Below are 25,441 nucleotides of genomic sequence, written 5' to 3' on the forward strand. Positions count from 1 at the left end.
AGAATCTGAAAATAATGTCCTAAACAGGTCAACAGGGAAAGGAGGCCGAACCGGGTGCCATCAGGGCGCTGTGTCGAGGCCTTCTCCCGATTTTGGTGAGAGACGTGAACATTCAAACCTCCCTCGACATCGCCGGTGGCGCCTTGCAATTGCCCCAGCCCTATCTGCTGTTCCTCGGCGACACGACCGAGCCGGGCTTTGCCAAGACGGCCTATGGCCTGCGCGACTGGGCGCCCGAAAAATGCGTCGGCGAATATGGCTTGCCCGCGGCGACGGTCAGCACCGGGTTGCCCGTTCTGACGCCCGCAGAAGCCGCCGCCAGCGGCGCGCGTGCATTGCTTATCGGGGTTGCCAACAGCGGCGGCGTCATTCCCGCAAGCTGGGTCCCCGCGCTGTCGGAGGCGCTCGAAGCCGGACTGGATATCGTCAGCGGGATGCACATTCGCCTCGCCGACGTCCCCGGGCTGGCTGCGCAGGCGGAGCGGCTCGGCCGCCAGCTGATCGACATCCGCCATCCCCCGCGCGGCCTGCCGGTCGGTACCGGTCGCAAGCGTCCGGGCAAGCGGCTGCTGACGGTCGGAACCGATTGCGCGCTGGGCAAGAAATATACCGCGCTCGCGATCGCGCGGGCCTTTGCCGAGCGCAGTGTCGATGTCGATTTCCGCGCGAGCGGCCAGACCGGGATCATGATTGCCGGCGGCGGCATCCCGATGGACGCGGTGGTGTCCGATTTCGAAGCGGGCGCCGCCGAAACGCTCAGCCCCGACGCCGATCCCGCGCACTGGGACGTGATCGAGGGGCAGGGCTCGCTGATGCACCCCGCCTATGCCGCGGTGTCGCTGGGGCTGCTGCACGGCAGCCAGCCCGACGTGATCGTCGTATGTCACCAGCCCGGCCGCGAACTGATGCTGGGGACGCCGGGCTATACGGTGCCGAGCGTCGAGGACACGATCGGTCTCAACCTGCGGCTCGGCTCGCGGACCAATCCCGCGATCCGCTGTGCGGGGCTTTCGTTCAACACCTCGCACCTCGGGGAAGATGAGGCGCACGCGCTGATGGCGGCGGAAAGCCGCAGGCTGGGACTGCCGGTCGCCGACCCGATCCGCGGCGGCGACGCCTTCGCCCGCCTGGTGGACAGCTGCCTCGCATGAGCGCGGCGAACGCCCCGGCAGCCGCGGCTGGTTCCTCCTGGTTCCAGCGCTTCCTGTTGCCGGGCTTCGCTTTCAAGGCCGTCGTGATCGGCGGCGGTTATGCCACCGGACGCGAGCTCGCGGAGTTTTTCCTGCCGAGCGGGCCGTGGGGCGGGCTGGCGGCGATGCTGCTCGCGATGCTGCTCTGGAGCATCATCTGCGCGACGACCTTCGCCTTCGCGCGGGCGATGCAGGCGTTCGACTATCGCAGCTTCTTCGAAAAGCTGCTCGGCCGCGGCTGGATCCTCTTCGAGGTCGGCTATGTCCTCCTCGTGACGCTGATCCTCGCGGTGTTCGGCGCCGCGGCGGGCGAGATCGGCGCCGCGATCTTCGGCTGGCCGCCGCTCGCGGGGACCGCTTTCCTCGCCGCCTCGATCGCGCTGTTCGTTACCTTCGGCAACGCCTCGGTCGAGGGCTTGTTCAAATATGTCTCCTTCCTGCTCTACGGCGTCTACGCGCTGTTCATGGTCCTCGCCCTCGGCAGCTTCGGCGACGAGATAGCGGCGCGCTTTGCCATTCCGGCGCCTTCGGACGGCTGGGTGATGGGCGGGCTGACCTATACGGGTTATAATGTCATCGGCGCGGTGGTGATCCTGCCGGTGATCCGCCACCTGACCAGCCAGCGCGACGCGATCGTCTCGGGCCTCATCGCGGGGCCGCTCGCGATGGCACCGGCGATCCTCTTCTTCGCCGCGATGATCGCCTTCTATCCCGGCATCATGCACGAAACGCTGCCGTCGGATTTCATGCTGCGCCAGCTCGACATGCCGCTGTTCCACCTGCTGTTCCAGTTCATGATCTTTGCCGCCTTGCTCGAAAGCGGGGCGGGATCGGTGCACGCGATCAACGAGCGCGTCGATGCGGCGCGCCGCGCGCGCGGACATGCGGCGCTCGGCAAGCGCGCGCGCGCGGGCATCGCCGCGGCGCTGCTTGTCGGCTGCATGTTCCTCGCCGACCGCTTCGGCCTCGTGACGCTGATCGCCAGCGGTTACCGCTTTCTCTCGTGGGTCTTCCTCGCGGTCTATGTCGTGCCGCTGCTGACCGTCGGGCTGTACCGCTTGCTCCGCAGCCGGAAACAGGATCTTCAACCCGCCGTTCAGGGGAGTGTGACATGACGAAACTGACGGGCTGGCGCCGGTTCCGGCGCTGGGTGAAGCGTATCTTGCTGGGCCTGCTCGCGCTGCTGGTGCTGCTCGTCGCGGTGGGCGCGATCTACGAGGCGCTGGGCCGCAAGAACGCCGCCGCGAATTATCCGCCGCCCGGAAAGCTCGTCGATGTCGGCGGGCGCAAGATGCATATCGATTGCCGCGGCACCGGATCGCCGACCGTCGTCTTCGAATCGGGCCTCGGAACGGGCGGCACGATCGACTGGACGCTGGTGCACGACAAGATTGCGGGCTTTACCCGTGCCTGTGCCTATGACCGTGCCGGCATCATGTGGAGCGATGCGAAGGACACGCCGCAACGGGCATCCGCCGTCGCCGATGACCTCCATGCGCTGCTGAAGGGCGCCGGGATCACCGATCCGCTCGTGCTCGTCGGCCATTCGATCGGCGGACCTTACACGCGGACCTATGTCGGAAAATATGGCGAACAGGTTGCGGGCCTGGTGATGGTCGACGCGTCGCATCCCGACCAGGTCGCGCGGCTCGGAAAGGCGGTGAAGGTCGATGCGCATCCGGGACAGGCGGGATGGATCATGCACACCGCGACCGCGCTGTCGTGGACGGGCATCGTGCGCTTCGCGATGGCGAACGCGGGGCAGGGCAAATTGCCCAAGGACGCTGCGGCGGCGATGGCGGCCTATGCCAGCACGTCGGTGCACGGCGCGACGTCCGAACTCGACGGCTTCGATGCCACGATGGACGATGCGCGCGCGGTCAAAAGCTTCGGAAGCCGGCCGGTGATCGTGCTGACCGCGATGGCGCCGTTCAAGCCCGCAGAACTGAAGGGTTTGTCGCTGAAGGCGTCGGACGGCGCCCGCTTTAAACAGGAATGGAAGGCGCTCAACGCCGAACAGGCCGCGCTTTCGACCCGCGGCCGCCAGCAGATCGTGGGCGATGCGGGCCATTATATCCAGATCGACCGGCCCGACGTCGTGATCGCCGCGGTCCATGCGGTGGTCGACAAGGTGCGTGCCGACGCGGTGACCGGCGCCGGAAAAAAGTGAGAACCAACGGCGCCCCCGCGCCGACAGGGAGATGAATGATGAAGCGTAAGATCCTCTTGGGTGCCATGTCGATGCTGCCGCTGCTGCTCGCTGCGAATACGCCGGCGCCCGAATATGACATCGTGATCCGCGGCGGCCGCGTGCTCGACGGTGCGGGCAGCCCGTGGGTCAGCGCCGATGTCGCGGTCAAGGACGGCCGGGTCGTGCGTATCGGCCGGGTCGCGGGTCGCGGCGCCAAGGAAATCGACGCGAAGGGCCGTTATGTCTCGCCGGGCTTCATCGACATGATGGACCAGTCGGGGCGCGTGCTGGTCAAGAATGGCGCGGCCGAGAACAAGCTCTTGATGGGCGTGACCACCGTCATCGCCGGCGAAGGCGGCCCGCCCGCCGCGGCGGCAGAGATTCCGGCGCATTTCAGCCAGCTCGAAAAGCAGGGCATTTCGGTCAATTACGGAACCTATTATTCGGCGACGCAGGCGCGCGTGAAGGTGATGGGCGACGGCGCCGGGCAACCGACTGCGGCGCAGCTCGAGGCGATGGGCCGCGAGGTGAAGATCGCCATGGAGAATGGCGCGTTCGGCATCACCAGCGCGCTCATCTATCCGCCGAGCAGCTTCCAGACCACGTCCGATCTCGTCACCTTGGCGAAGGTCGCGGCGCAGTGCGACGGTTTCTATGCCACGCACATGCGCGACGAGAGCGAAGGCCTCGTCAAGGCGATCGAGGAAGCGATCGAGATCGGCGAAAAGGGCGGGGTGAAGGTCGAGATCTTCCACCTCAAGGCCGCTTACGCGCCCGGCTGGGGCAAGCTGATGCCGCAGGCGGTGGCGACGATCAACGCGGCGCGCGCGCGCGGCGTCGATGTCGCGGCGGACCTTTATCCCTACACCGCGGGCGGCACGGGCCTCGAGATCATCGCGCCGAGCTGGGTGTGGGCCGACGGCATCCAGAAGGGGATCGAACGGCTCCGCGATCCCAAGGTGCGCGAGCGGATGAAGAAGGAAGTCGCCGCGGGCTCGATGCCCGGCTGGTCGAACCTCGTCCATGCGTCGGGCGGCTTCGGCAATGTGCGGCTCGCGAACGGTTTCAGCGACAAATACCGGCCGTACCACGGCAAGAGCCTCGCCGAGATCGGCAAGGCGCTGGGTCGCGATCCGGCCGATGTGGCGTGGGACATATTGCTCGAAGGCCTGCCGAACCGCTCGGTCGCGCTCTATTTCATGATGAGCGAGCAGGACATCGAAACCGCGATCAAGCAGCCGTGGGTCAGCATCGGCAGCGATGCCGCAGCGTCGGAAAAGGCGGGCGAGATGGACGCGCTCGGCCTACCGCACCCGCGCGCCTATGGCACCTTCCCGCGCATTATCGCCGAATATGTGAAGCGCCGCCCGATCCTGTCGCTCGAGGATGCGGTGCGCAAGATGACGGGCTGGCCGGCGCAGCGCATGGGCCTCACCGACCGCGGGCTGATCCGCGACGGGATGCGCGCCGATATCGTCGTGTTCGATCTCGACAAGCTCGACGATGTCGCGAGCTGGGAAAAGCCCACCGCGTCGCCGACGGGGATCGAGACGGTGATCGTCAACGGTGTCGTCACGATCGCGAACGGTAAGCATACGGGTGCCAAGGCGGGCGCGGTGCTGCGGCACAGCTGCGGCGTCTGACGATATGGCACGGCCCGTCTCTGCCCTCATTCTTGCGCTTGCTGTCTCGGGACCGGCCCTTGCCGCCCCGGCGATTGCGACGCCCGAAGACCTCGGCACCGCCGTGTCGGCGCAGATTGCGTGCGCCGGCATCTTCGTCGCCGAGCGCGCCGAGGCAGATGTGCTGCGCGAGGATATCCATCCCTTCGCGCCGTTCATGAAGGCCGTGACGCTCGCGGTCGATCGCAAGGCGCGGACGGTCACCGCATCGGCGCCGGGCGCCGCGACGCGCACCGCATTGTACCGCCCGGTCGCGGGGTGCACGCTGCTTACCGGCGATGTGTCGACGGCCGCGCTCGATGCGCAGGCCGCGAAGCTCAAGCCGACGCGCGGGAGTGCCGCCAAGCCTTGGCCCATCGGCGACGCCCCGGTGCCCAAGCTTGCTGCAGCCGCCGAAGCGAAGCTCGACCGCGCCGCGCTCGACAAGGCGGTGCGGGCCGCCTTCGACGAACAGAATATGGACGGCTATCCCGACACGCGCGCTATCGTCGTCGTGCAGGGCGGGGCGATCGTCGCCGAACATTATGCGCCGGGATTCGGTCGGAACACCGAGATGCTCGGCTGGTCGGCGTCGAAGAGCATTATGGGAACATTGGTCGGCCTGCTGGTCGACGACGGCATCCTGAAACTCGACGAACCCGCGCCGGTGCCCGAGTGGAAGGGCGAAGGCGATCCGCGCGCGAAGATCACGCTGCGCCAGTTGCTGACGATGTCGAGCGGCCTGACCTTCAGCGAAAGCTATGTCCCCGGCAATGACTCGATCAAGATGCTGTTCGAGGCGGGCGACATGGGCGCGATGGCGGCGGCGAAGCCGCTGAAGGACGCACCCGGCACGAGCTGGAGCTATTCGTCGGGGACGACGAATATCCTCTCGCGCATCGTGTTCGATGCGACCGGCGGCACGCTGGAGGGCATGACGCGCTTTGCGCAAAAGCGATTGTTCGAGCCGACGGGCATGACTAGCGCGCTGATCGAACCCGACGAAGCGGGGGTGCAGGTCGGCAGCTCCTACGCCTATGCCACCGCGCGCGACTGGGCGCGCTACGGGTTGCTGCATCTCAACAAGGGCAAGGTCGGGGGCAAGCAATTGCTCTCGAAGCAATGGCTCGATTTTGCGGTCACGCCGACCACGGCCGCGCCGCGGCCCGTCTATGGCGCACAGCTCTGGCTGAACCATGCCGAAGCCGACGGCGAACGCCGGAAACTCTATCCCGACCTGCCGGAGGATACCGTCATGGCGCGCGGTCATAGTTTCCAGATCGTCGCGGCGATCCCGTCGCAGGATGCGGTGATCGTCCGCCTCGGTTGGACGCCCGAGGGACACACATTCGACTGGAACAAATATCTCTCGCAGATCGCGGCGGCACTTGCGCCCGCCGTCGCTGCGCCCTGAACCGACCGAAGGACAATATCGATGACCACGCCCGCCCCCCTCACGCTCGACGTCGCGATCGAATCGCTTCCGCTCGCGAAGCCGTTCCGCATTTCGGGACATGTGTTCACCGACACGCCGGTGGTCCTCGTCACGCTTTCGGACGGGACGCACAGCGGGCGCGGCGAGGCGTCGGGGGTCTATTATCTGGACGACGATGTGCCCGCGATGGCGGCGGCGATCGAAAGCGTGCGCGGCGCAGTCGAGGCCGGGGTGACGCGCGAGGCGTTGCAGGCGCTTCTGCCCGCGGGCGGCGCTCGCAACGCGCTCGATTGTGCGCTGTGGGAACTCGACGCGCGGCGCAGCGGCGTGCCGGTCTGGGAACTCGCGGGCCTCACCCAACCGCGCCCGCTCCGCACGACCTTCACGCTCGGCGCCGACGATCCCGAGGTGATGGCCGCGGGTGCGCGCCACTATGCGCAGGCGCGCGCACTCAAGCTCAAGCTCACCGGCGACCTCGACCTCGATATCGCGCGGGTGCAGGCGGTGCGCGCGGCGCGGCCCGAATGCTGGATCGGCGTCGATGCCAATCAGGGTTTCGCGATCGGCGATCTCGACGCGCTGGTCGCGGCGCTGGTCGCCGCCGACGTCAAGCTGCTCGAACAGCCGCTGGCGCGTGGGCGCGAGGCCGACCTCGACGGCTACCAGTGCCCGATCCCGATTGCGGCGGACGAAAGCGCGCTGACGCTCGGCGATGTCGAGGGGCTGGTCGGCCGCTTCAACGTCGTGAACATCAAGCTCGATAAATGCGGCGGGCTGACCGAGGGGCTGGCGATCGCGAAGCGCGCCCGCGAACTCGGTCTGGGCGTGATGGTCGGCAATATGGTCGGCTCCAGCCTCGCGATGGCGCCGGCGTTCATCGTCGGACAGCTCTGCGACATCGTCGACCTCGACGGTCCGATCTTCCTCGCCGCCGATCGCAAGCCCTCGATCGAATATACCGACGGCGATGCCTGGTGCGGCGAAGCGATCTGGGGCCGCGACGTCGGCTGATAGAGATAACGGGACAGGGAGAGGCACGATGAAAAAGACGATATTCGCAGGGCTCGCGCTGGTCGCGCTGATCCAGCCGGTCGCCGCACAAGAGCCGACGACGACATATATCCACGCGGGCCGGTTGCTCGCCGATCCGGCGAGCGGCCGTGTCGAAACGAACAAGACGATTGTCGTCACCGCCGGAAAGGTCGCCGAAATCCGCGACGGCTTCGTCGGCGAAGGCAAGGTGGTCGACCTGCGCGACCAGTTCGTGATGCCGGGCTTCATCGACAGCCATGTCCACCTGACCTTTGAATCGAGCCCGACGAGCCGCCTCGACGCGGTGACGAAATCGACGGTCGATCAGGCGTTCGACGGCGTCGTCTTTGCCAAACGCACCGTGCGCGCCGGGTTCACGACCGTGGTCGACCTCGGCTCCGATCCGCAGGCGATCAACGCGCTGCGCGACGCGACCGCGACGGGCAAGGTCGTCGGGCCGCGGATCATCGCCGCGGGCGGCGTCGCCGCGCACGGCGGGCACGGCGACGTCCATGGCTATCGTCAGGAAATCATCGACCTGTTCCGCTCGCCGACGCTCTGCTCGGGCGCCGACGATTGCGCGCGCGCCGTTCGGCTCGCGGTCCAGCAGGGCGCCGACGTCATCAAGACCGCGTCGACCGGCGGGGTGATGTCGAACACCGCGGCGGGGCTCGGCCAGCAGATGAGCGACGCCGAACTTGTCGCGATCGTCGACACCGCGCACCGCCTCGGGCGCAAGGTCGCGGCGCACGCGCACGGCACCGACGGCGTCAATGCCGCACTGCGCGCCGGCGTCGATTCGGTCGAGCATGGCACCTATCTCGACGCCGAATCGATCCGCCTGTTCAAGGCGAAGGGCAGCTATCTCGTTCCCACCCTGCTCGCGGGCGATACCGTCGCGCGGCAGGCCGAAACCGCCGACTGGATGCCCGCTCCGGTTCGCGCCAAGGCGCGCACCGTTGGCCCGCTGATGGTCGACGCGCTGCGCCGCGCGCATCAGGGGGGCGTTCGGATCGCGTTCGGCACCGACAGCGCGGTGTCGAAGCATGGCGAGAATGCTCGCGAATTCGCGCTGATGGTAAAGGCGGGGCTGACCCCGCTCGAGACGATCAAGTCGGCAACCGTGTGGGCGGCAACGCATGCCGGGCTCGAAGCCGAGATCGGCACGCTTGCCGCGGGCAAGTCGGCCGACATTGTCGCGGTGAAGGGCGATCCGCTGACCGACGTCAGCAGCCTTGAAACGATGGGCTTCGTGATGGCGCGCGGCGTCGTCGTGCGGGCGGCAGGGGAATGACGATGCGTTCGATGAAATTATTCGCGCTGCTGCCGCTGGTCATGATGCTCGGCACCGCGGCGTCGAAACCGGCGACGCCGCTGACGCCCGCGCTGGCCGCCAAGCCGGCGGCCGAAGCGCAAAAGGCGGCGGCGCCCGCCCCGGCGCTTCCGGCATCGGCGGCTCCGTTGACGAAGCAGGACGTCGATAGCTGGCTCGACGGCCTTGTCCCCTACGCGCTGAAACGCGGCGACCTCGCGGGCGCGGTGGTCGTTGTCGTCAAGGACGGACAGGTGCTGACGCAGCGCGGCTTCGGTTATGCCGATGCGGCGAAGCGCACGCCGGTCGACCCCGCGCGCACCTTGTTCCGCCCCGGTTCGGTGTCGAAACTGTTCACCTGGACCGCGGTGATGCAGCAGGTCGAAGCGGGCAAGATCGACCTCGACAAGGACGTCAACACCTACCTCGATTTCAAGATCCCGCTGAAGGACGGTAAACCCGTCACGATGCGCCAGTTGATGACGCATACCGCGGGGTTCGAGGAGCATGGCAAGCTGACCATGTTCGAGGACAAGAAGTTCCAGATCCCGCTCGGCGCCCTGGTGAAGGGCGGTATCCCGAACCGCATCTATGCGCCCGGCACGACGCCCTCCTATTCGAACTATGGCACCGCGCTCGCGGGCTATATCGTCGAGCGCGTGACGAAAATGCCGTTCGACGATTATGTCGAACAGCGGATTTTCCAGCCGCTCGGCATGACGCAATCGACCTTCCGCCAGCCGCTGCCCAAGGCGTTCGCGCCGTGGATGGCGACGGGTTATCGCCAGCTTTCGGCGGGGCCGTCGAAGTTCGAAATCGTCGGGCCGTCGCCCGCAGGTGGCCTCTCGTCGACCGGCGCCGACATGGCGAAGTTCATGGTCGCGCACCTGGATCAGGGGGCGGGGCTGATGAAGCCCGAAACCGCGCGGATGATGCACGATACGCCGCTGACGATCCTGCCGCCGCTCAACCGGATGGAACTCGGCTTTTTCGAAACGAACATCAACGGCCGTCAGGTGATCGCGCACCTGGGTGACACGCAGCTTTTCCACACCGCGCTGCACCTGTTCATGAACGAGAATGTCGGCATCTACATGTCGTTCAACGCGACGGGCGAACAGGCCTCGGTCGGCCCGCTGCGCCGCGTGCTGTTCGAGGATTTCGCCGACCGCTACCTGCCGGGCAACGAAATGCCCGCGACCCGCGTCGACGCGAAGACTTCGGCCGAACATGCGAAGATGCTGGCCGGCAACTGGCTCAACAGCCGCCGTGCCGAGACGAATTTCTATGCGATCGCGTCGCTGCTCGGGCAGGTCAAGATCAGCGTCGATGCCAAGGGCGAGCTCGTCGTCCCCGCAGGACGCGACCTCAACGGCAAGCCCGCGAAATGGATCGAGACCTCGCCCTTCGTCTGGCACAACGCCAACGGCCACGGCCGGCTCGCCGCGCAGGTGGTGGACGGCAAGGTCGTGCGCTGGAGCATCGACGGCATTTCGCCCTTCATGGTGTTCGACCGCGCGCCCGCGTCGAAGTCCGCGGGGTGGATCATGCCCGCGATGTACGTCAGCCTCGGCGTGTTGCTGCTCACCTTGCTCCAATGGCCGGTCTCGGCGCTGATCCGCCGCCATTACAAGGCGCCGCTGACGCTCCCGCGCCGTTCGCTCCTCGCCTATCGCGGCGTCCGCGCCGCGGCGGGCCTGGTGCTTGCGCTCGTCGCTGCATGGGTGATCAGCATGTCGACGCTGAAGGCCTTGCCCTCCTACGATCCCTGGCTGTGGTTCCTCCAGATCGCGGGCCTGATCGTCCTCGTCGGGGCCGTCCTGCTCGCGGCATGGAATTTGCGGGTCGTTACCCATGAAAAGCGCGGCTGGTTCCGCACGCTCTGGGCGTTGCTCCTGCTGCTCGCGACGATCATCCCGCTCTATGTCGCATGGACCTTTGGCCTGCTCGCGATGACGGTGAACTACTGATGTCACGCCTGAAAATGGGGGTTTCGGTCGAGAAGCTCCGCCTTGCCAACCCGTTCCGCATATCGGGCCATGTCTTCGACGGCCGGAACGCGGTCATCGTCACGCTCGACGACGGCGAACATGTCGGGCGCGGCGAGGCGACGGGCGTCTATTATATCGGCGACGATCTCGAACAGATGCTCGCGGCGCTCGCCAACGCGCGCAGCGCGATCGAGGCGGGGCCGTCGCGCGCGGATCTCCGCGCGATCCTGCCCGCGGGCGGCGCGCGCAACGCGGTCGACGCGGCGCTGTGGGAGCTCGAATCGAAACGCACGGGCCGGCCGGTCTGGGCGCTCGCCGGGCTCGATGCGCCGCGCCCGCTCCGCACGACCTTCACCGTCGGCGCGGACGAGCCGGCAAGGATGGCCGCCGAAGCCGTCGCCTATCGCGGCGCGAACTCGATCAAGGTCAAACTCACCGGCGAGCTCGACCTCGACATTGCGCGGGTCGATGCGATTCGCGCGGCGCGTCCCGACGTGTGGCTGGGTGTCGATGCCAATCAGGGCTTTTCGGTCGGCGATCTCGACCGGCTCGTCGCCGCGATGGTCGCGGCCAATGTCGCGCTGATCGAGCAACCGCTGGCGCGCGGGCGCGAGGCCGATCTCGACGGCTATGATGCACCGATCCCGCTTGCCGCCGACGAAAGCGCCCTGACGCTCGCCGATGTCGCGGGGCTCAAGGGGCGCTTCGACGTCTTCAACATCAAGCTCGACAAATGCGGCGGGCTGACCGAGGCGCTGATGATCGCCGCCGCGGCGCGCGAGGCGGAACTGGGCGTGATGGTCGGGTGCATGGTGTGCAGCAGCCTCGGCGCCGCGCCGGGGTTTGTTGTCGGCCAGCTTTGCGACCTCGTCGACCTCGACGGGCCGATCTTCCTGAAACAGGACCGGACGCCGGGCGTCGTCTATCGCGACGGGACGGTCTGGTGCGACGAAGCGGTGTGGGGTGTGAAGGCGGCCGTCGCCGCATGACGCAGTCCGCCGCCCCGACATGGTTCGGCCAGCCGCGCGGGCTGACCGTCCTCTTCCTCACCAATATGTGGGAGCAATTCTCCTACTATGGGATGCGCGCGCTGCTGGTCTATTACATGACCAAGGAGCTGCTGCTGAGCCAAGGGCACAGCAGCTTCGTTTACGGCGCCTATACCGCCTGCGCCTATTTCACCCCGATCGTCGGCGGGGTGATCGCCGACCGGCTGCTTGGCAAGCGGCGCGCGGTCATCCTCGGCGCGACGATCATGGCGATCGGCCATTTCATGATGGCGTTCGAACCGCTTTTCTATTTCGCGCTCGCGACGATCGCGCTCGGCAACGGGCTGTTCCTCCCCAGCCTGCCGAGCCAGATCAACGACCTCTACAAGGCGGGCGATCCGCGGCGCGGCTGGGCGTATAATGTCTATTATGTCGGTATCAACATCGGCGGTTTCCTTGCGCCGCTGATCTGCGGCACCCTCGGCGAGCTTTACGGCTGGCACTATGGTTTCGGGGCCGCGGGCATCGGCATGTTCGTCGGCCTGATCATCTATCTGTGGGGCCAGCGCTACCTGCCGCCCGAACCGCCGCGCGTGCCGACCGCCGACACACCGCCGATGCGCTGGGCCGACCACAAGGGCACCTTCATGGTGCTGCTCGCGGTCGCGCTGTCGGTGACCGTGTTCCGCGGCGCCTATGAACAGGTCGGCAATACCGTCGCGCTGTGGGCCGATACCGGGCTCGACCGCGCCGCCGGCGCCTTCACCATCCCGATGACCTGGTTCCAGTCGCTCAACCCGCTGCTCGTGATGCTGATGACCCCGCCGCTGCTCGCATACTGGCACCGCCGCGCCGATGCGGGGAAGGATATGTCGCCCGCGCGGCGCATGGCGCTCGGCGCCGCCGTCGTCGCCTGTGCCTATCTGCTGCTCGCGGCGGTCGAATGGGGCAGCGGCGATGCAAAGGCGCCCTGGCTCTGGTTCGCGGTCTTCTTTGCGATCTTCACCTTCGGCGAGCTGTTGATCCTGCCGACGGGGCTCGGGCTTTTTGCCCGCCTCGCACCGCCGCGCCTCGGCGCGACGACGGTCGCGGCCTGGTATCTCGCGATCTTTACCGGCAGCCTGTCGGCGGGACTCGTCGGGATGCTGTGGAGCCACATGGATCAGGCGCCCTTCTTTGCGATGCTCGCCGTGATCGCGTTCGCCGCCGCGCTGCTGCTGCGCGCGCTCGACGGCGCGGTGCGGCGCGTCGACCCGACCTGGGCGCCAAAGGGCGATTGACCGCACCCAAAGGAAAGGGCCTGACGCGACAGTGCCCGGCCGCGGCAGGCCCTCCCTACGCCCTCCCCGGATTTGGGGAGGGGGAGAGTCCGGTCAGAACTGGCCGCGCAAGGTCACGCCATAGGTGCGCGGTTCGCCGGGGAAGCCGACGAACAGCTGGTTCGCGGTCCCCGCCAGCCCCGAGGAAGCGGGTGCCGCGACGGCGCGGAAGGTACCCCCGCCCTGAAGCGGCATGTCGGCGCCGATCTGATAATATTTCTTGTTGAGCAGGTTCTGGCCCCACAGCTCGATGCCCCAGCGCCGCTCGGGCCCGTAAAGCCCGACGCGGCCGTTGAAGATGGCGAAGCCGTCCTGGATCTTTTCGACGTCGAGGTCGGATCCGGTGTTGGTGTCGCTTTGCAGGCGCGCGTCGAGATAGACGAGCGCGCTCATCCCCGAACTGCCGATCGGCGGGGTCCAGCTGACCCCCGCGGTCGCGACATAGCGCGGTGCGTTCGACACCCCGCGACCGGGAAGCTGGAACAGCACCGGCGACAGCGGCCGCCCGCCCGTGCCGACGAGGTTACGGCGATAAAGGGTGTCGACATAGGTCAGCCCCATGTTGACCGACACATAACGCACGGGGCGCATGAACGCCTCGATCTCGATCCCCTTCGACCGCACGCCGGGCTTCAGCCGGTCGGACGCGCAGGCACCCGTGGTGGCCGAACCGTCCGAATCGGCGCCGTTCAGGTCGTCCTTGCACGCCTGGATATTGGTGACCTCGAAATTGACGCCGTTGAAGGTGTTGAGCTGGTAGTTACTATACTCCTGATAAAAGGCCGCGATATTGACGTCGATCCCGGGGCCGTCCCATTTGATCCCGAGTTCATAGGCGTCGACCTTTTCGCTCGCGAATTGCAGGTCGCTCGCCTCGGGCCGGCCGTTGCCGGGGGTGTTCGCGGGCAACGCCAGCCGCGCCGCGCAGGCGGTGTCGAAGGTCACGCTGCACGTCCGGTCGAGCGCCGAGAAATCGAGGTTGAAGCCGCCGGCCTTGTAGCCCTTCGACGCCGATCCATAGACCAGCCATTCGGGCGCGGGTTTCCAGCTGAGCACCGCGGTCCCGGTCCATTCATTGTCCTTGAACTTCGTCCCTGCGCTGCCGCGCGGCAGGTCGGGCGCGGTGCTGTTGATCACGCACGGCAAGGTCGCGAGCGACTGGAAAGGCGAATTGACGATCAGCGGGCAGATCGCATTGTTGAAATTCGCATCGGCATCCAGCGTCTTGCGTTCGCTCGTGTAACGCGCGCCGATCGTGAAGGTCAGCACGTCGGGAACGATGTCGAAACTGTTGTGCGTAAAGACCGCGAAATTGCGGCTGCGCTGCGCAAAGGTCGATCCCTGGTTGCCGGTGCCGTTGATCGCGAGCGCGGGCTGGCCGAGCGCCGCGGCGAGCGAGCCGAAGCCCGGGCGCGCGGGATTGGCGATCAGCGACTGGAGCAGCGTCCGCGTCGCCCCCGGGGGCAGTACGGCGATCGTTCCCTGCACCACCGGTACGTTCACGCATGACGCATTCGAGGGTAGCACCGCGCTCGGCAGCGCGCTCGCGAAGAGCAGGCAATTGGCGAATTGCTCGTAATTATTGCCGTAGACGATGTCGTCGTCGACATCGAGTTTCTCGTTCGCATAATAGCCGCCGACCAGCCAGTCGAGCCGCCCGTCGAACGCTTCGCCCTGCAGCCGCACCTCCTGCGTGAACAGGCGGAAGCGCCGATCGAGGTCGGTGCGGCGCAGGATGTCGAGCGCGCTGAAATCGGCGTCCTGCCCCTGCGCATTCTTGTAATCGCGATAGGCGGTGATCGAGGTCAGCGTCGCCGCGCCAAGCTCCCAGTTCAGCTCGCCCGAAACGCCCCAGTCCTTGGTATCCGAACGATAGGTGACCCCCGGCGTCGTCGCCTGACGCCGGACGAACGGCGTTCCCGCCGGCGCGACCTGATGGTTCGCGCCCAAGGCCTGCAGGATCGGCAGCAGCGTGTTCGCCGATGCCACGGGGAAGCCGTCGGGACCGCGCGCGAGGTTGCGCACCGGGTTCAGCAGGATACCGCCGCAGCAATTTTCGTTGCGCTTGCTGTAATCGGCGATCAGGCGGAACTTCAGCGTCTCGCTCGGCTCGAACAACGCCTGCCCGCGCACCAGCCAGCGGTCGCGGTCGTTGATGTCGGGTTCGCCGGCGGTCGCATTGTCGATGAAGCCGTCGCGCTTCTGCCAGACGCCGTCGACGCGCACCGCCGCCTTGTCGCCCAGCGGTGCGTTGACCATGCCGTCGACGCGCCAATAATCGTAATTGCCATAGGATATCGAACCCTTGGCGCCGAAACGGCCGAGATCGGGACCCTTGGTCACGATGTTGATCAGCCCCGCGGTCGAGTTGCGCCCGAACAGCGTCCCCTGCGGTCCGCGCAGCACTTCGACGCGCTCGATATCGCCGAGTTCGGACAGGCCGACCCCGGTACGGCTGCGATAGACGCCGTCGATGAACAGGCCGACCGACGATTCGAGGCCGGGATTCTCCCCGACGGTGCCGATGCCGCGGATGCGCGCCGAGAAATTGACCTCGCTCGTCGCGCCCGACACGAGCAGCGACGGCGCGACCTGTCCCAGCGCGCGAACATCAGTGGCCCCGGTCTTTTCCAGCGTGTCGCCGGTCACCGCGGACACCGCGATCGGGACGTCGGACAGCGCCTCGCTGCGCCGCGTTGCGGTGACGATGATCGTTTCGTCGTTCGTCGTGGTGCCGGCTTGCTGCGCCGCGGCAGGCGCTGCCCACAGGGCGAGGACAAGCGGCAGGCCGGCAACGCTGGTGCGCAGCAGGCGGGTACGGCGGGAACAGTCTGTCATGGTCATGGCCCTCCTCCACAGGTTTTTTCGTGCGGGAGAGCGTCGCGATATTCTATTTGCGGCGAGCCTATCACGACCGGGACGCGGCAAGCCAGCGCAAGCCGTTCCGTAACGTCATTGTCCGGCGCGGCGCGGCATTTATGTCACAGCTGTCAGAAGTGACGGGTTGACGTCATCTGCCAAAAGAAAAGGGGCGAGGCCAACGGCCCCGCCCCTCTGTTACAAAGGTTGCTGCGATCAGAACTTGCCGCGCAACGTCACGCCATAGGTCCGCGGTTCGGCGAGGAACTGCGAATAGATCTGGCGGCCACCCGGATATTGCGGGTCGGCAAAGGCGCCCGTCGTCGCACCTTCCTGGAACGGCGAGTTGAAGGCGACCTGCGCATATTGCTTGTTGAAGATATTCTGGCCCCAGAATTCGATGCCCCACTTTTCGTCGGGACCGCGAACGCCGATACGCGCGTTGAAGATCGCATAGCCATTCTGTTCCTTCTGCGGGAACAGGTCCGACCCGGTGTTGTAGTCGCTGGTCATGCGGCCATCGACATAGACGAGGCCGGTCAGGCCGCTGCTGCCGATATCCGGCGTCCACGCGACGCTGCCGGTTGCGACCAGTTCGGGCGCATTCGACATATTGTCACCGGGCAACAGGCGGAGCGCCTGATCGAGCGGCGCGCCCGATTTGGTGCCGACCAGATTGCTGCGATATTTCGTCTTTGCATAGGTCAGGCCCGCGGTCATGCGGAAGCTGGGCGCCGGAACCAGCGAGGCTTCGAGTTCGAACCCTTCCGAACGCACGCCCCAGCCCACCTTGTCCGTTGCGCACGCGCCGGTCGTTGCCGCCGCCGCGCTATAGTTTGGTGCGGTCGTGAACTTGCTCTGGTCGCGGTCGCCGCCATTCAGGCTGTCCTCGCACCCGTTGATATTCTGGACGAGGAAGACCGTGCCATTGAACGTGTTGAGCTGGAAATTCTCGAAATCGGAACGGAACAGGGTCAGGCCGACGCTGAACGGGCCGGTCGCATATTTCGCGCCGATTTCATAGCTATTGACCAGTTCAGGATCGAACTGGAGATTGCCGACCAGCGCCTGTGCGCCGCCGACCGCTGCGAAGGTGGAGCTGGGCGTCGCCCCGGTGATGACCGGTGGCTTCAGCGCCGAACGGTCGAGGTTAAAGCCACCCGCCTTGTAGCCGCGCGAATAGCTTGCATAGACCATCAGATCATCGACTGGCTTGTACGACAGGATCGCGGTGCCGGTGAACTCGTCTTCGCTGCGCTGGTCGTTGATCGAGACGCCGTTGAGTTCGGCGGTCGAATTGCCTTGGCAGCTCAGGCCCAGGATGCCGGCAACAAGCGGTTGCAGCGCCGCGTTGGCGAGCAGCCCGCCGATGGCAGCCTGATTCTGGGTGCAGATGGTGTTGTCGTTGGTGAACGACGCGCTGAACTTCTTCTTGTCGTGCGTGTAACGGACGCCAAACGTGAAATCGAGCTTGTCGGTGATGTGGAAGATATTGTGCGTGAACAGCGCCCAGTTGGTGCCGTTCTGGTGGTAGCGATCGTTGATGCTGCCCTTGTCACTGAGCGTTCCGAGACGGTCGATTGCACCCAGCAGCAGCGGCGTTGCCGCGCCGAACTGACCGGCACCGCCGTTTGCGCCAAGCAGGCCCGCGCGGCCGGCGGGGCTGAGACAGCCGGGCGAGGTCGGGCCGTAGGCGAAGGCAAAGCTGCCCGAAACGAGGCGGCACGCCGCGAACTGGCCATATTGCGTGCCGAAACGCAGATTGTCGCGAACGGTCAGCTTCTCGTTCGAATAGAAACCGCCAACGAGCCAGTCGAGCTTGCCGTCGAAAGCCTCGCCTTGCAGGCGCAGTTCCTGGGTGAAGGTGTGAAACTGACGATAGGCGTCGTCGCTCGGTGCGCGATAGAGGATATCGACCGAACCATAGTCGAGGTCGCCCGCCTGTCCCGACCGATATTCGCGATACCCGGTGATCGAGGTCAGAGTCGCGCTGCCGAGGTCGTAATCGATCTGGCCCGAGAAGCCGTAATCCTTGGTCTCGCCGGCAAAGCTGCGCCCCGGGGTGACCGACAGGTTGCGGCTATATCCCTGGTTGAACGCCCCGATCGGCTGGCCGAGGTCGCGAAGCACGGTGACGATATTGTTGGTGCCGGCCGGAATGGCCGCGCCGGGCGGCAACGGCAGCGGCGAGGGGGTGTTGAGACCGCCGACATAGGGATTGACGCTGTTGTCGACATAGATTGCGCCGCAACAGCGTTCGTCGCGATAGGTATAGTCGGCGATCAGCCGGATCGAGAGCGCATCGGTCGGCTCGAACAGCAACTGACCGCGCACGAAATAGCGGTCGCGATTGTTGACGTCGGTGTTGTTTGCCGTGTCCTTGAGGAAGCCGTCGCGCTTGACCCACACGCCGTCGAGACGGAAGGCGACGGTGTCGCCGATCGGGCCGGTCACGCCGCCGGCGAGGCGCCAATAGTCGTAGTTGCCGTAGGTGATCTCACCCGAGCCGCCGAATTCGAAGCTCGGCTTTTTGGAGTAAATGCTGATCAGGCCTGCCGACGAGTTGCGGCCGCCCAGCGTGCCCTGCGGACCGCGCTGCACTTCGACACGGTCGATTTCGCCGAGTTCGTTGAGGCCGATGCCCGATCGCGAGCGATAGACGCCGTCGATGAAGACGGGGACCGAGCTTTCGAGGCCCGGGTTGTCGCCGACGGTGCCGATCCCGCGGATACGTGCCGAACCGTTCGCTTCCGAACCTGTCGACGAAACGAACAGCGACGGGGCGACCTGGTTCAGCTGGCGGATGTCGTTCGCACCGCTGTTCTGCAAGGTTTCGGCGCTGACCGCCGAGATCGCGACCGGCACGTCCGAAAGCAGCTGGGCGCGGCCCTGTGCGGTCACGATGATCGGCGTGTTGTCGCTGTCGTCGGTCGCGGTGTCGGCGGGCGCGTCCTGCGCGAAGGCCGGAGCCGAGACTGCCGCGAGGGCAATCGAGACGCCGAGCGCGCTGGTGCGCAGAAAGCGGGCAGCACGAAGGGAAGATGATTTCATATCGGGCACTCCTCTCAACATTTCATTATTTTTGTTGCGAGGGGAGCATAACTCAATTGCGCGATCGATCCAGACGAAGGCACGCTTTTGCGTCGTTTTTGATCGGGTGATGCTTTTAGGCCACAGGCGGAAAAGCGCCTGTTCGGCGGGGCTTAGGCGTTCGTTTGCCGCGTCGGCGGGCTTGCCGTAGCGTCATTGGCCCCGCGGCTGCTGCACGGGAAGCGCAGCTGGCGGCCGCGCGCGACGAGCATCGCCGCATAAGGTCCGGCAAAATTTGCCGCGATCACCGGATCGTCGGCGGCAAGGCCGCCCGTCAGGCTGCCGAAGGCGGGCAGGATCAATCGCTGGGCGTCGCCCGCGAAACAGGGCCGCGAAATCGGGCGGCCGCGCACATTGATGCGCAGCTTGGGGTGGAAATGCCCCGAAATCTCCGGCCGCGTCTCGCTGCCTTGGCTCTGGTGACGAAAGACGATGCCGTCGACGACCAGTTCGTCGGCGACATCGCCGCCCCACGCGCCGCCGCTGAGCCCGTCGTGGTTGCCCGCGATCCACAGGAGTTTGGCCGCTGCTGCCTGCCCCGACAGGCGCTCGGCCACCGCGGGCACGATCCGTTCTGCCGCGTCCCGGTCGTGGAAGCTGTCGCCGAGGCACCAGATCGCGCGCGCGCCGGTTTCGGCGGCGAGCGCCGCGAGCCGGTCGAGCGTGTCGTGGCTGTCATAGGGTGGCAGCGGCTGGCCGAGCGCGGCGTACCAGCTCGCCTTTTCGAGGTGCAGGTCGGCGACGATCAGCGCGCCGTGGCGCGGCCAGAACAGCGCGCGATCGGCCAGCATCCGGAACGGCTGGCCCGCGAAGTCGAAGGTCGGCGCGGCGGACATGACGCCGCTATGCAGGCGCGGCGGGGGCGCCGCAAGCGCCCTAGGGTCAGGACCCATTAATTCCCCGTTCGAGGCGTCGAAATGGCGAAGATATCGGACCTGTGCGGGTGCAGCGGGTAGCATCGCTACCCGCAAGGCCACGCAGGTTTGAGATCGAAGCCATTTCGGCGTCCCTGCGGGATTTGACCGATTTTGCCCATGGCGTCGTCGGAAAGTCTTGAAATATATTTATATTCCTTCGCCTTTCCTCCTCGCCCTGAGCAAAATCGCTTCAAACCTCGAACGGGGAATTAATGGGTCCTGACCCTAACTGCCCTGCACCACCATGTTTGCGGCGAAGCGTTGGCCGGCGTTGCGGCTCGCTTCGTCGGGCAGGTCGAACACGACGCGCTTGTTGGGGAAATCGATCTCGACGCGGTCGAACAGCGACAGGCTGTCCATGCCGAGCAGCAGCGCGGGCCGTTCGTGCAGGCCGAGCGCGCGAAACGCCTGGCCGTCGGCAAAGGCGACCGGCAGGTCGTTGACGTCCATGCCGTTGATCACGATCCGCTTGATCGCCGTCTGCACGGCGGGGACCGACTCCCCCGTCACTGCGTCGAGGATCGTCGCGGTAAAGGGAAAGCGGTTCGCGCGCTTGCTCGCGACCAGCCGCTGCAGCGCCATATTGCCGACGCTCGTCTGTGCGCCGGTGTCGACGATGACGTCGATGCGTTTGCCGTTCAGCCGCGCGTCGGACAGGATCAGGCGTCCCGCCGAATTGCGCGCGGTGACGACGATCGCGTCATCGTCGCGAATGATCGGCTGCGCGCGCCGCCGCGTTTCCAGTATCTGCATGCTCTCCTTGCGGAAATCGATCAGCACGCGGCGTTCCTCGAGCATGTCGACCCCGATCAGCCCCGCGGCACCGATATGCCGCCCGAAAAAGGCCGGCGCCTCGACCGAGGCAAGGTGGAGCTTCGCCATCTGGAGCGCCGCGATGCGGTAGCTCGGGACCGTCGCCGACCCGCCGATCGTCGCAAGCCGCAGCTTCGCGCCCTCGGCCAGCCCCAGCCGTTCGGCGAGCTCGCGTGCGATCACCGTGCGTTCGGCGCCGGTATCGACGAGGAAGGAGAAAGGACCCTTGCCGCCCACCATCACCTTCACCGACATCCGCCGCGACGCGTCGAGGTCGAAAGGTTCGATGAAGGGGACAACGACGACCGGCGGCGCGATCACCTCGCCCGTCGCGGCGGGGGTCGCGGCCGGTACGGGTGCCGGGTCGGAGGGAGCCGGCGTCGCGCCGACGAGCGCCGGGGCGGCGAGCAGCAGCGCAAACAGGACGGACCGCTGGGTAGCTTGGGTCATCGCTGGCATCCTCTGTATATTTTGTCCCAATCTACGCCTCATCGGGCCGTGCAGCAAGCGAAACGCCGGTCACTGGTCGAGGCGCATCGCCCGTTCGGCGAGTGAGTCGGCGAGCTCGCCGAGCAGCGCGTCGTCGATATCCGCCGCGGCGACATTCTCGCGCCCGATCAGCACGAGAACGGGGATCGCGAGCGGGCTGATCCGGTCCAGCCTTTGATGCAGCATCGTCCCCGCCGCGCGGTCGAGCAAGTCGCCGAGCCGCGCGACATCGGTCAGCCGTTCGCGCGCGTCGGCCCATGCCGCCTCGAGCAGCAGATGGTCGGGCTCGTATTTTTGTAGCACGTCGAAGATGAGGTCGGTCGAGAAGGTGACCTGCTTGCCCGTCTTGCGCTTGCCCGGATGCTGGCGCTCGATCAGCCCGCCGATCACCGCGACCTCGCGAAACGCGCGTTTCAACAGATGCGACCGCTCGACCCATTCGACGAACTCCTCCGACAGGATTTCAGCATCGAACAGATTTTGCGGATGCGGCACCGGGCGTAGCGACCAGATGGCGATGGCATAGTCCGACGCGACGAAGCCCAATGGCTGCAACCCGGCGCGCTCCATGCGCTTGGTGATCAGCATGCCGAGCGACTGGTGCGCATTCCATCCTTCGAACGGGTAGCAGACGAGATAATGATGGCCCTCGTGCGGGAAGGTCTCGACGAGCAGCTCGCCGGGACGCGGCAAGGCCGAGCGCAGCGCCTGCATTTCCAGCCAGAAGCGCACGTCCTCGGGAAAGCGGTGCCAGCTCGCCCGGTCGGCAAGGAACGCGCGGACGCGGTCGGCGAGCCGCGTCGAGATGGCGAGGCGCGCGCCCATATAGCTCGGGATTCGCGCGGGGCGCGTCGTCGCGCGCACGATCAGGTCGGTGTCGCGGATCGATTCGACCTCGAGGCTGAGGCCGGCGAAGGCGAAGGTGTCGCCGGGCGACAGCGTGCTCGCGAAATATTCCTCGACCTTGCCGAGCCGCCGGCCGTTCTTGAACCGCACATCGGCCATCGGCGCCTCGACGATGATCCCGGCGTTGAGCCGGTGCTGCGCCGCGAGCCGCGGGTGTGCGATGCGCCAGCCGCCCTCTCCGTCGGGTGCGAGGCGGCGGAAGCGGTCATAGCTTTTGAGCGCATAGCCGCCGTCGCGCACGAAACCGAGGAGGCGCGCAAAGGTGTCGGAGTCGATCCATTTGTAGGGCGTCGCCGACCGGATCTCGGCGAGCAGGTCATCCTCGCGGAACGATGCCGCGCAGGCGAGCGCCATCACATGCTGCGCCAGCACGTCGAGCGCGCCGGGGCGGAAGCGATCGGCGTCGCGCTCGCCGGCGTCGACGGCATCGAGCGCCGCGCGTGCCTCGAGATATTCGAAGCGATTGCCGGGGACGATCAACGCCTTGCTCGGCTCGTCGAGCCGGTGGTTGGCGCGCCCGATGCGCTGGAGCAGCCGCGACGAGCCTTTCGGCGCGCCCATCTGGATCACGCAATCGACATCGCCCCAGTCGAGCCCGAGGTCGAGGCTCGACGTTGCGACGAGCGCGCGCAGCCGTCCTTCGGCCATCGCCGCCTCGGCGCGCAGGCGCGCCTCGCGGTCGAGGCTGCCGTGGTGGATCGCGATGGGGAGCGACAGGTCGTTGACCTTCCAGAGCTCCTGGAAGATCAGCTCGGCGAGCCCGCGCGTGTTGCAGAAGATGATGGTCGTGCGGTTCTTCGCAATCTCCTCCATCACCTGGTGGACCGCATAGCGCCCCGAATGCCCCGCCCAGGGCACCGCGCCCTCGGGCAGCAGGATCGCGATGTCGGGATCGGCGCCCGCCTCGCCCTCGACCAATGTCACCGCGTCCGCGTCGCCATCGGGCGCGAGCCAGCTGCGATAGGCGGCGGTGTCGGCGATCGTCGCCGACAGGCCGACGCGGCGGAGGCCGGGGGCGATCGCCTGCAGCCGCGCCATCGCGAGGCTGAGCAGGTCGCCGCGCTTGCCGGGGGCGAAGGCGTGGATCTCGTCGATCACGACCGTCTTGAGGTCGGCGAACATCGTGAAACTGTCGGGGTAGGACAGCAGCAGCGACAGCGATTCAGGGGTGGTCAGCAATATGTTCGGCGGCCGGCTGCGCTGGCGTGCCTTCTTGTCCGACGATGTGTCGCCGCTCCGGCTCTCGACGCTGATGTCGAGCTCCATCTCGGCGATCGGGCCGAGGAGATTGCGCTCGACGTCGGCCGCGAGCGCTTTCAGCGGGGAGACGTAGAGCGTGTGCAGCCGGTCGGTCGGATGCTGCGCGAGGTCGACGAGCGTCGGCAGGAACCCCGACAAGGTCTTGCCCGCGCCCGTCGCGGCGACGAGCAACGCATGCTCGCCGCGCATCCCGGCCGCGAGCATATCCGCCTGATGCCGCCGAAGCCGCCACCCGCGCGCGCCAAACCATTGAGCAAAGGGGGCGGGCAAATCCATAAGCCGAACGTGGGGCCGGATACGCGCGCGCGCAATGCTTCTCTCATGGTCTACTCACGACCGGTTGCGGACGTTAGGCCGAGCAATGCGGGTGGAATTCGATGAGTTGATAAGAGAACTCACCCATAGTTCGGCTACAACTTGGGCAGCGCTCCAAGCCGTCGTCGCCGATAGTGAGTTTTTCACCGCACCCCGCACAATGCCATTTGTCCATCGTGTCGAATGGGGACGGTTTCGGCTCACGTTCCTCCGCCAAAAAAACCTCGGTCAATCGGCGCTCTAACTCTCGGCTCAAGCCCATGCCGCTATTTTGGCAGATTAAATCACCTTCCGGCGAACGACTCAAAGCGTCTCCGCAGTATGGGCAGTGCAACATTTTCATCGGCTTGCCTTTTAGGAATGGGAGCGTCCACTTTCCACCCCTAAGCGGCTTTCGCTCAAAGCCCCGCTTCCATCCCTTTCAGCAACCCCCGCCAATATTCGCCCAGCCGCCGCTGGAACAGCATCAGCTCGAACCCGTGCCGCGCGACATGTTTCTGCGGGATGCTGTCCCAGCCACGATGCTCGACCGTCACGCGGGTTTCGGCGCCGACGGCCTCGAAGCGCACATCGACCTCGGTCGCCTGATCGGCCTTGAAACTCGGGAGCCTCCATCCGAACGCCAGCCGCTCGCCGGGCAGCCAATGATGCACCGCGCCGATCTCCCACTCCTTGCCGTCGTCGAAGCGGGTAACGAGCCGTCCGCCCGGTCCCTCCGGATCAAATCGCAACGTGCCGTCGCCCTTTCGCGACAGTTGGAACAGCGAATGGCTCTTCCACCACATCCCGATATCGCGCGTGAAGGCAGTAAAGGCGACGTCGGGTGCCACGCCGATACGCAAGGCGACGATCACCGCAGCGGTCATGCGCCGTCCTCGACATGGCGCTTGAAAGACGCGAGCTGGTGCGACCATAGCGCCTCGGTCTCGGCCAGCCATTGCTTGAGCTCGGCGGTCGCGCCGTCCTTCAGCGAATAGATGCGCACCCGCGCGTCGAAGTCGGGATGGCCGTCCTCGACGAGCCCGCCTTCCTTCAGCGCGCGCAAATGGCGGCTCATCGCCGGGGGTGCGAGGCCGAGTTCGCCGGCGAGTTCGCCCGCGCTGCGCGGGCGCTCGCCCAGCAGTTCGATCGCGCGCCGCCGTTTCGGGTCGGCGAGCGCGCCCAGCATCCGGTCGAGCGCGGCGCTCAATCGTCGAGCCGCGTCTTGGTCGTGAAGCCGCCCTCGGCGTCCCATTGTTCGGCGGTCTTTTCCTCGACCGTCACGCCGAAGGTCCAGATATGGCCTTCGGGGTCCTTCGCGCGGTAGCTGCGGTCGCCGTAAAATTGGGTTTCGGGTTCGGCGATGATCTCGGCGCCCGCCGCGCGCGCCCTTTCGCAATGCGCGTCGATATCGTCGCCGACGGCGAGCTGGACGTGCACCGACTGGGTGTTCTTGCCGCCGATCGACTTCGGGCTTTTGTGATCGTCCGACCATTCATTGCCGACCATGATCGCCGAATTGCCGAACTCCATTTCCGAATGGGCGAGGTTGCCGTCGGCATCGAGCAGCACGAACAGCGGCTCGAACCCGAACGCCTCCTCCAGCCAGCGGAACGCCGCCTTGCTGTCCTGGTAGCTGACGGCGCTCGAAAGCCCCTTGCCGCGCGGATGATCCACCATCTTCCTTCTCCCG

18 protein-coding genes are annotated in these 25,441 nt (G+C 66.4%); 10 read left to right on the plus strand and 8 right to left on the minus strand.

Annotated features, from left to right (window positions below; all coding sequences use genetic code 11):
• Positions 1 to 104: 104 nt before the first annotated feature.
• The 10 genes from ACIPPQ_RS06995 to ACIPPQ_RS07040 are packed head-to-tail and all read left to right on the plus strand — an operon-like array spanning position 105 to position 13,081.
• Entirely contained in the window at positions 105 to 1,151 is a 1,047-nt protein-coding gene (locus tag ACIPPQ_RS06995) for a DUF1611 domain-containing protein (RefSeq protein WP_446543412.1), read from the plus strand.
• The gene (locus ACIPPQ_RS07000) at positions 1,148 to 2,305 is read left to right on the plus strand and encodes a YkvI family membrane protein (RefSeq protein WP_446543413.1); all 1,158 of its coding nucleotides are present in this window, start codon (positions 1,148 to 1,150) and stop codon (positions 2,303 to 2,305) included. Before ACIPPQ_RS06995 ends, ACIPPQ_RS07000 begins: the two co-directional genes overlap by 4 nt.
• Complete coding sequence (locus ACIPPQ_RS07005) at positions 2,302 to 3,360, plus strand: alpha/beta hydrolase (protein ID WP_446543414.1); 1,059 nt, start codon at positions 2,302 to 2,304, stop codon at positions 3,358 to 3,360. Before ACIPPQ_RS07000 ends, ACIPPQ_RS07005 begins: the two co-directional genes overlap by 4 nt.
• Positions 3,361 to 3,398: 38 nt before the next feature.
• Positions 3,399 to 5,024 (plus strand): N-acyl-D-amino-acid deacylase family protein, encoded by a 1,626-nt coding sequence (locus ACIPPQ_RS07010; protein ID WP_446543415.1) that lies wholly within the window; start codon positions 3,399 to 3,401, stop codon positions 5,022 to 5,024.
• 4 nt (positions 5,025 to 5,028) lie between these two features.
• Positions 5,029 to 6,456 carry a serine hydrolase domain-containing protein gene (locus ACIPPQ_RS07015; protein WP_446543416.1) on the plus strand — a complete coding sequence of 476 codons (1,428 nt, stop codon included), beginning with the start codon at positions 5,029 to 5,031 and terminating at the stop codon, positions 6,454 to 6,456.
• A 21-nt stretch (positions 6,457 to 6,477) separates the two neighbouring features.
• The gene (locus ACIPPQ_RS07020) at positions 6,478 to 7,488 is read left to right on the plus strand and encodes a dipeptide epimerase (RefSeq protein ID WP_446543417.1); all 1,011 of its coding nucleotides are present in this window, start codon (positions 6,478 to 6,480) and stop codon (positions 7,486 to 7,488) included.
• Between the two features lie 28 nt (positions 7,489 to 7,516).
• On the plus strand, positions 7,517 to 8,803 hold the full coding sequence (locus ACIPPQ_RS07025; RefSeq protein ID WP_446543418.1) for an amidohydrolase family protein: 1,287 nt from the start codon (positions 7,517 to 7,519) through the stop codon (positions 8,801 to 8,803).
• Positions 8,804 to 8,814: 11 nt separating this feature from the next.
• Positions 8,815 to 10,791 (plus strand): serine hydrolase domain-containing protein, encoded by a 1,977-nt coding sequence (locus tag ACIPPQ_RS07030; RefSeq protein WP_446543419.1) that lies wholly within the window; start codon positions 8,815 to 8,817, stop codon positions 10,789 to 10,791.
• Positions 10,791 to 11,801, plus strand: a complete 1,011-nt coding sequence (locus ACIPPQ_RS07035; protein WP_446543420.1) for a dipeptide epimerase — start codon at positions 10,791 to 10,793, stop codon at positions 11,799 to 11,801. Before ACIPPQ_RS07030 ends, ACIPPQ_RS07035 begins: the two co-directional genes overlap by 1 nt.
• Positions 11,798 to 13,081, plus strand: a complete 1,284-nt coding sequence (locus tag ACIPPQ_RS07040) for a peptide MFS transporter (protein ID WP_446543421.1) — start codon at positions 11,798 to 11,800, stop codon at positions 13,079 to 13,081. Before ACIPPQ_RS07035 ends, ACIPPQ_RS07040 begins: the two co-directional genes overlap by 4 nt.
• Before the next feature lie 93 nt (positions 13,082 to 13,174).
• Here the strand turns inward: ACIPPQ_RS07040 and ACIPPQ_RS07045 are convergent, their stop codons facing one another.
• The 8 genes from ACIPPQ_RS07045 to ACIPPQ_RS07080 form a co-directional block, all read right to left on the minus strand.
• Entirely contained in the window at positions 13,175 to 15,964 is a 2,790-nt protein-coding gene (locus ACIPPQ_RS07045; RefSeq protein ID WP_446543422.1) for a TonB-dependent receptor, read from the minus strand.
• 231 nt (positions 15,965 to 16,195) lie between these two features.
• A complete protein-coding gene (locus tag ACIPPQ_RS07050) occupies positions 16,196 to 19,030 on the minus strand; it encodes a TonB-dependent receptor (RefSeq protein ID WP_446543423.1) in 2,835 nt (944 codons plus the stop codon).
• Positions 19,031 to 19,182: 152 nt separating this feature from the next.
• Entirely contained in the window at positions 19,183 to 19,905 is a 723-nt protein-coding gene (pdeM, locus tag ACIPPQ_RS07055; RefSeq protein WP_446543424.1) for a ligase-associated DNA damage response endonuclease PdeM, read from the minus strand.
• Positions 19,906 to 20,211: 306 nt separating this feature from the next.
• Positions 20,212 to 21,249 carry a retroviral-like aspartic protease family protein gene (locus ACIPPQ_RS07060; RefSeq protein ID WP_446543425.1) on the minus strand — a complete coding sequence of 346 codons (1,038 nt, stop codon included), beginning with the start codon at positions 21,247 to 21,249 and terminating at the stop codon, positions 20,212 to 20,214.
• 69 nt (positions 21,250 to 21,318) lie between these two features.
• Entirely contained in the window at positions 21,319 to 23,730 is a 2,412-nt protein-coding gene (locus ACIPPQ_RS07065; protein ID WP_446543426.1) for a ligase-associated DNA damage response DEXH box helicase, read from the minus strand.
• 437 nt (positions 23,731 to 24,167) lie between these two features.
• Positions 24,168 to 24,635: an SRPBCC domain-containing protein gene (locus ACIPPQ_RS07070; protein WP_446543427.1), complete on the minus strand. Its 468-nt coding sequence runs from the start codon at positions 24,633 to 24,635 to the stop codon at positions 24,168 to 24,170.
• The gene (locus ACIPPQ_RS07075; protein ID WP_446543428.1) at positions 24,632 to 24,958 is read right to left on the minus strand and encodes an ArsR/SmtB family transcription factor; all 327 of its coding nucleotides are present in this window, start codon (positions 24,956 to 24,958) and stop codon (positions 24,632 to 24,634) included. Before ACIPPQ_RS07075 ends, ACIPPQ_RS07070 begins: the two co-directional genes overlap by 4 nt.
• On the minus strand, positions 24,955 to 25,428 hold the full coding sequence (locus ACIPPQ_RS07080; RefSeq protein ID WP_446543429.1) for a VOC family protein: 474 nt from the start codon (positions 25,426 to 25,428) through the stop codon (positions 24,955 to 24,957). The genes ACIPPQ_RS07075 and ACIPPQ_RS07080 overlap by 4 nt, the downstream gene beginning before the upstream one ends.
• Between the last annotated feature and the right edge of the window lie 13 nt (positions 25,429 to 25,441).

The organism is Sphingopyxis sp. LARHCG72 (assembly GCF_052871675.1).

What these genes read in the sequence shown, in the direction of transcription:
- ACIPPQ_RS07000 (WP_446543413.1), top strand. Translation starts at nt 1,148, where the DNA reads ATGAGCGCGGCGAACGCCCCGGCAGCCGCGGCTGGTTCCTCCTGGTTC.
- ACIPPQ_RS07005 (WP_446543414.1), top strand. Translation starts at nt 2,302, where the DNA reads ATGACGAAACTGACGGGCTGGCGCCGGTTCCGGCGCTGGGTGAAGCGT.
- ACIPPQ_RS07010 (WP_446543415.1), top strand. Translation starts at nt 3,399, where the DNA reads ATGAAGCGTAAGATCCTCTTGGGTGCCATGTCGATGCTGCCGCTGCTG.
- ACIPPQ_RS07015 (WP_446543416.1), top strand. Translation starts at nt 5,029, where the DNA reads ATGGCACGGCCCGTCTCTGCCCTCATTCTTGCGCTTGCTGTCTCGGGA.
- ACIPPQ_RS07020 (WP_446543417.1), top strand. Translation starts at nt 6,478, where the DNA reads ATGACCACGCCCGCCCCCCTCACGCTCGACGTCGCGATCGAATCGCTT.
- ACIPPQ_RS07025 (WP_446543418.1), top strand. Translation starts at nt 7,517, where the DNA reads ATGAAAAAGACGATATTCGCAGGGCTCGCGCTGGTCGCGCTGATCCAG.
- ACIPPQ_RS07030 (WP_446543419.1), top strand. Translation starts at nt 8,815, where the DNA reads ATGAAATTATTCGCGCTGCTGCCGCTGGTCATGATGCTCGGCACCGCG.
- ACIPPQ_RS07035 (WP_446543420.1), top strand. Translation starts at nt 10,791, where the DNA reads ATGTCACGCCTGAAAATGGGGGTTTCGGTCGAGAAGCTCCGCCTTGCC.
- ACIPPQ_RS07040 (WP_446543421.1), top strand. Translation starts at nt 11,798, where the DNA reads ATGACGCAGTCCGCCGCCCCGACATGGTTCGGCCAGCCGCGCGGGCTG.
- ACIPPQ_RS07045 (WP_446543422.1), bottom strand. Translation starts at nt 15,964, where the DNA reads ATGACCATGACAGACTGTTCCCGCCGTACCCGCCTGCTGCGCACCAGC.
- ACIPPQ_RS07050 (WP_446543423.1), bottom strand. Translation starts at nt 19,030, where the DNA reads ATGAAATCATCTTCCCTTCGTGCTGCCCGCTTTCTGCGCACCAGCGCG.
- pdeM (WP_446543424.1), bottom strand. Translation starts at nt 19,905, where the DNA reads ATGTCCGCCGCGCCGACCTTCGACTTCGCGGGCCAGCCGTTCCGGATG.
- ACIPPQ_RS07060 (WP_446543425.1), bottom strand. Translation starts at nt 21,249, where the DNA reads ATGACCCAAGCTACCCAGCGGTCCGTCCTGTTTGCGCTGCTGCTCGCC.
- ACIPPQ_RS07065 (WP_446543426.1), bottom strand. Translation starts at nt 23,730, where the DNA reads ATGGATTTGCCCGCCCCCTTTGCTCAATGGTTTGGCGCGCGCGGGTGG.
- ACIPPQ_RS07070 (WP_446543427.1), bottom strand. Translation starts at nt 24,635, where the DNA reads ATGACCGCTGCGGTGATCGTCGCCTTGCGTATCGGCGTGGCACCCGAC.
- ACIPPQ_RS07080 (WP_446543429.1), bottom strand. Translation starts at nt 25,428, where the DNA reads ATGGTGGATCATCCGCGCGGCAAGGGGCTTTCGAGCGCCGTCAGCTAC.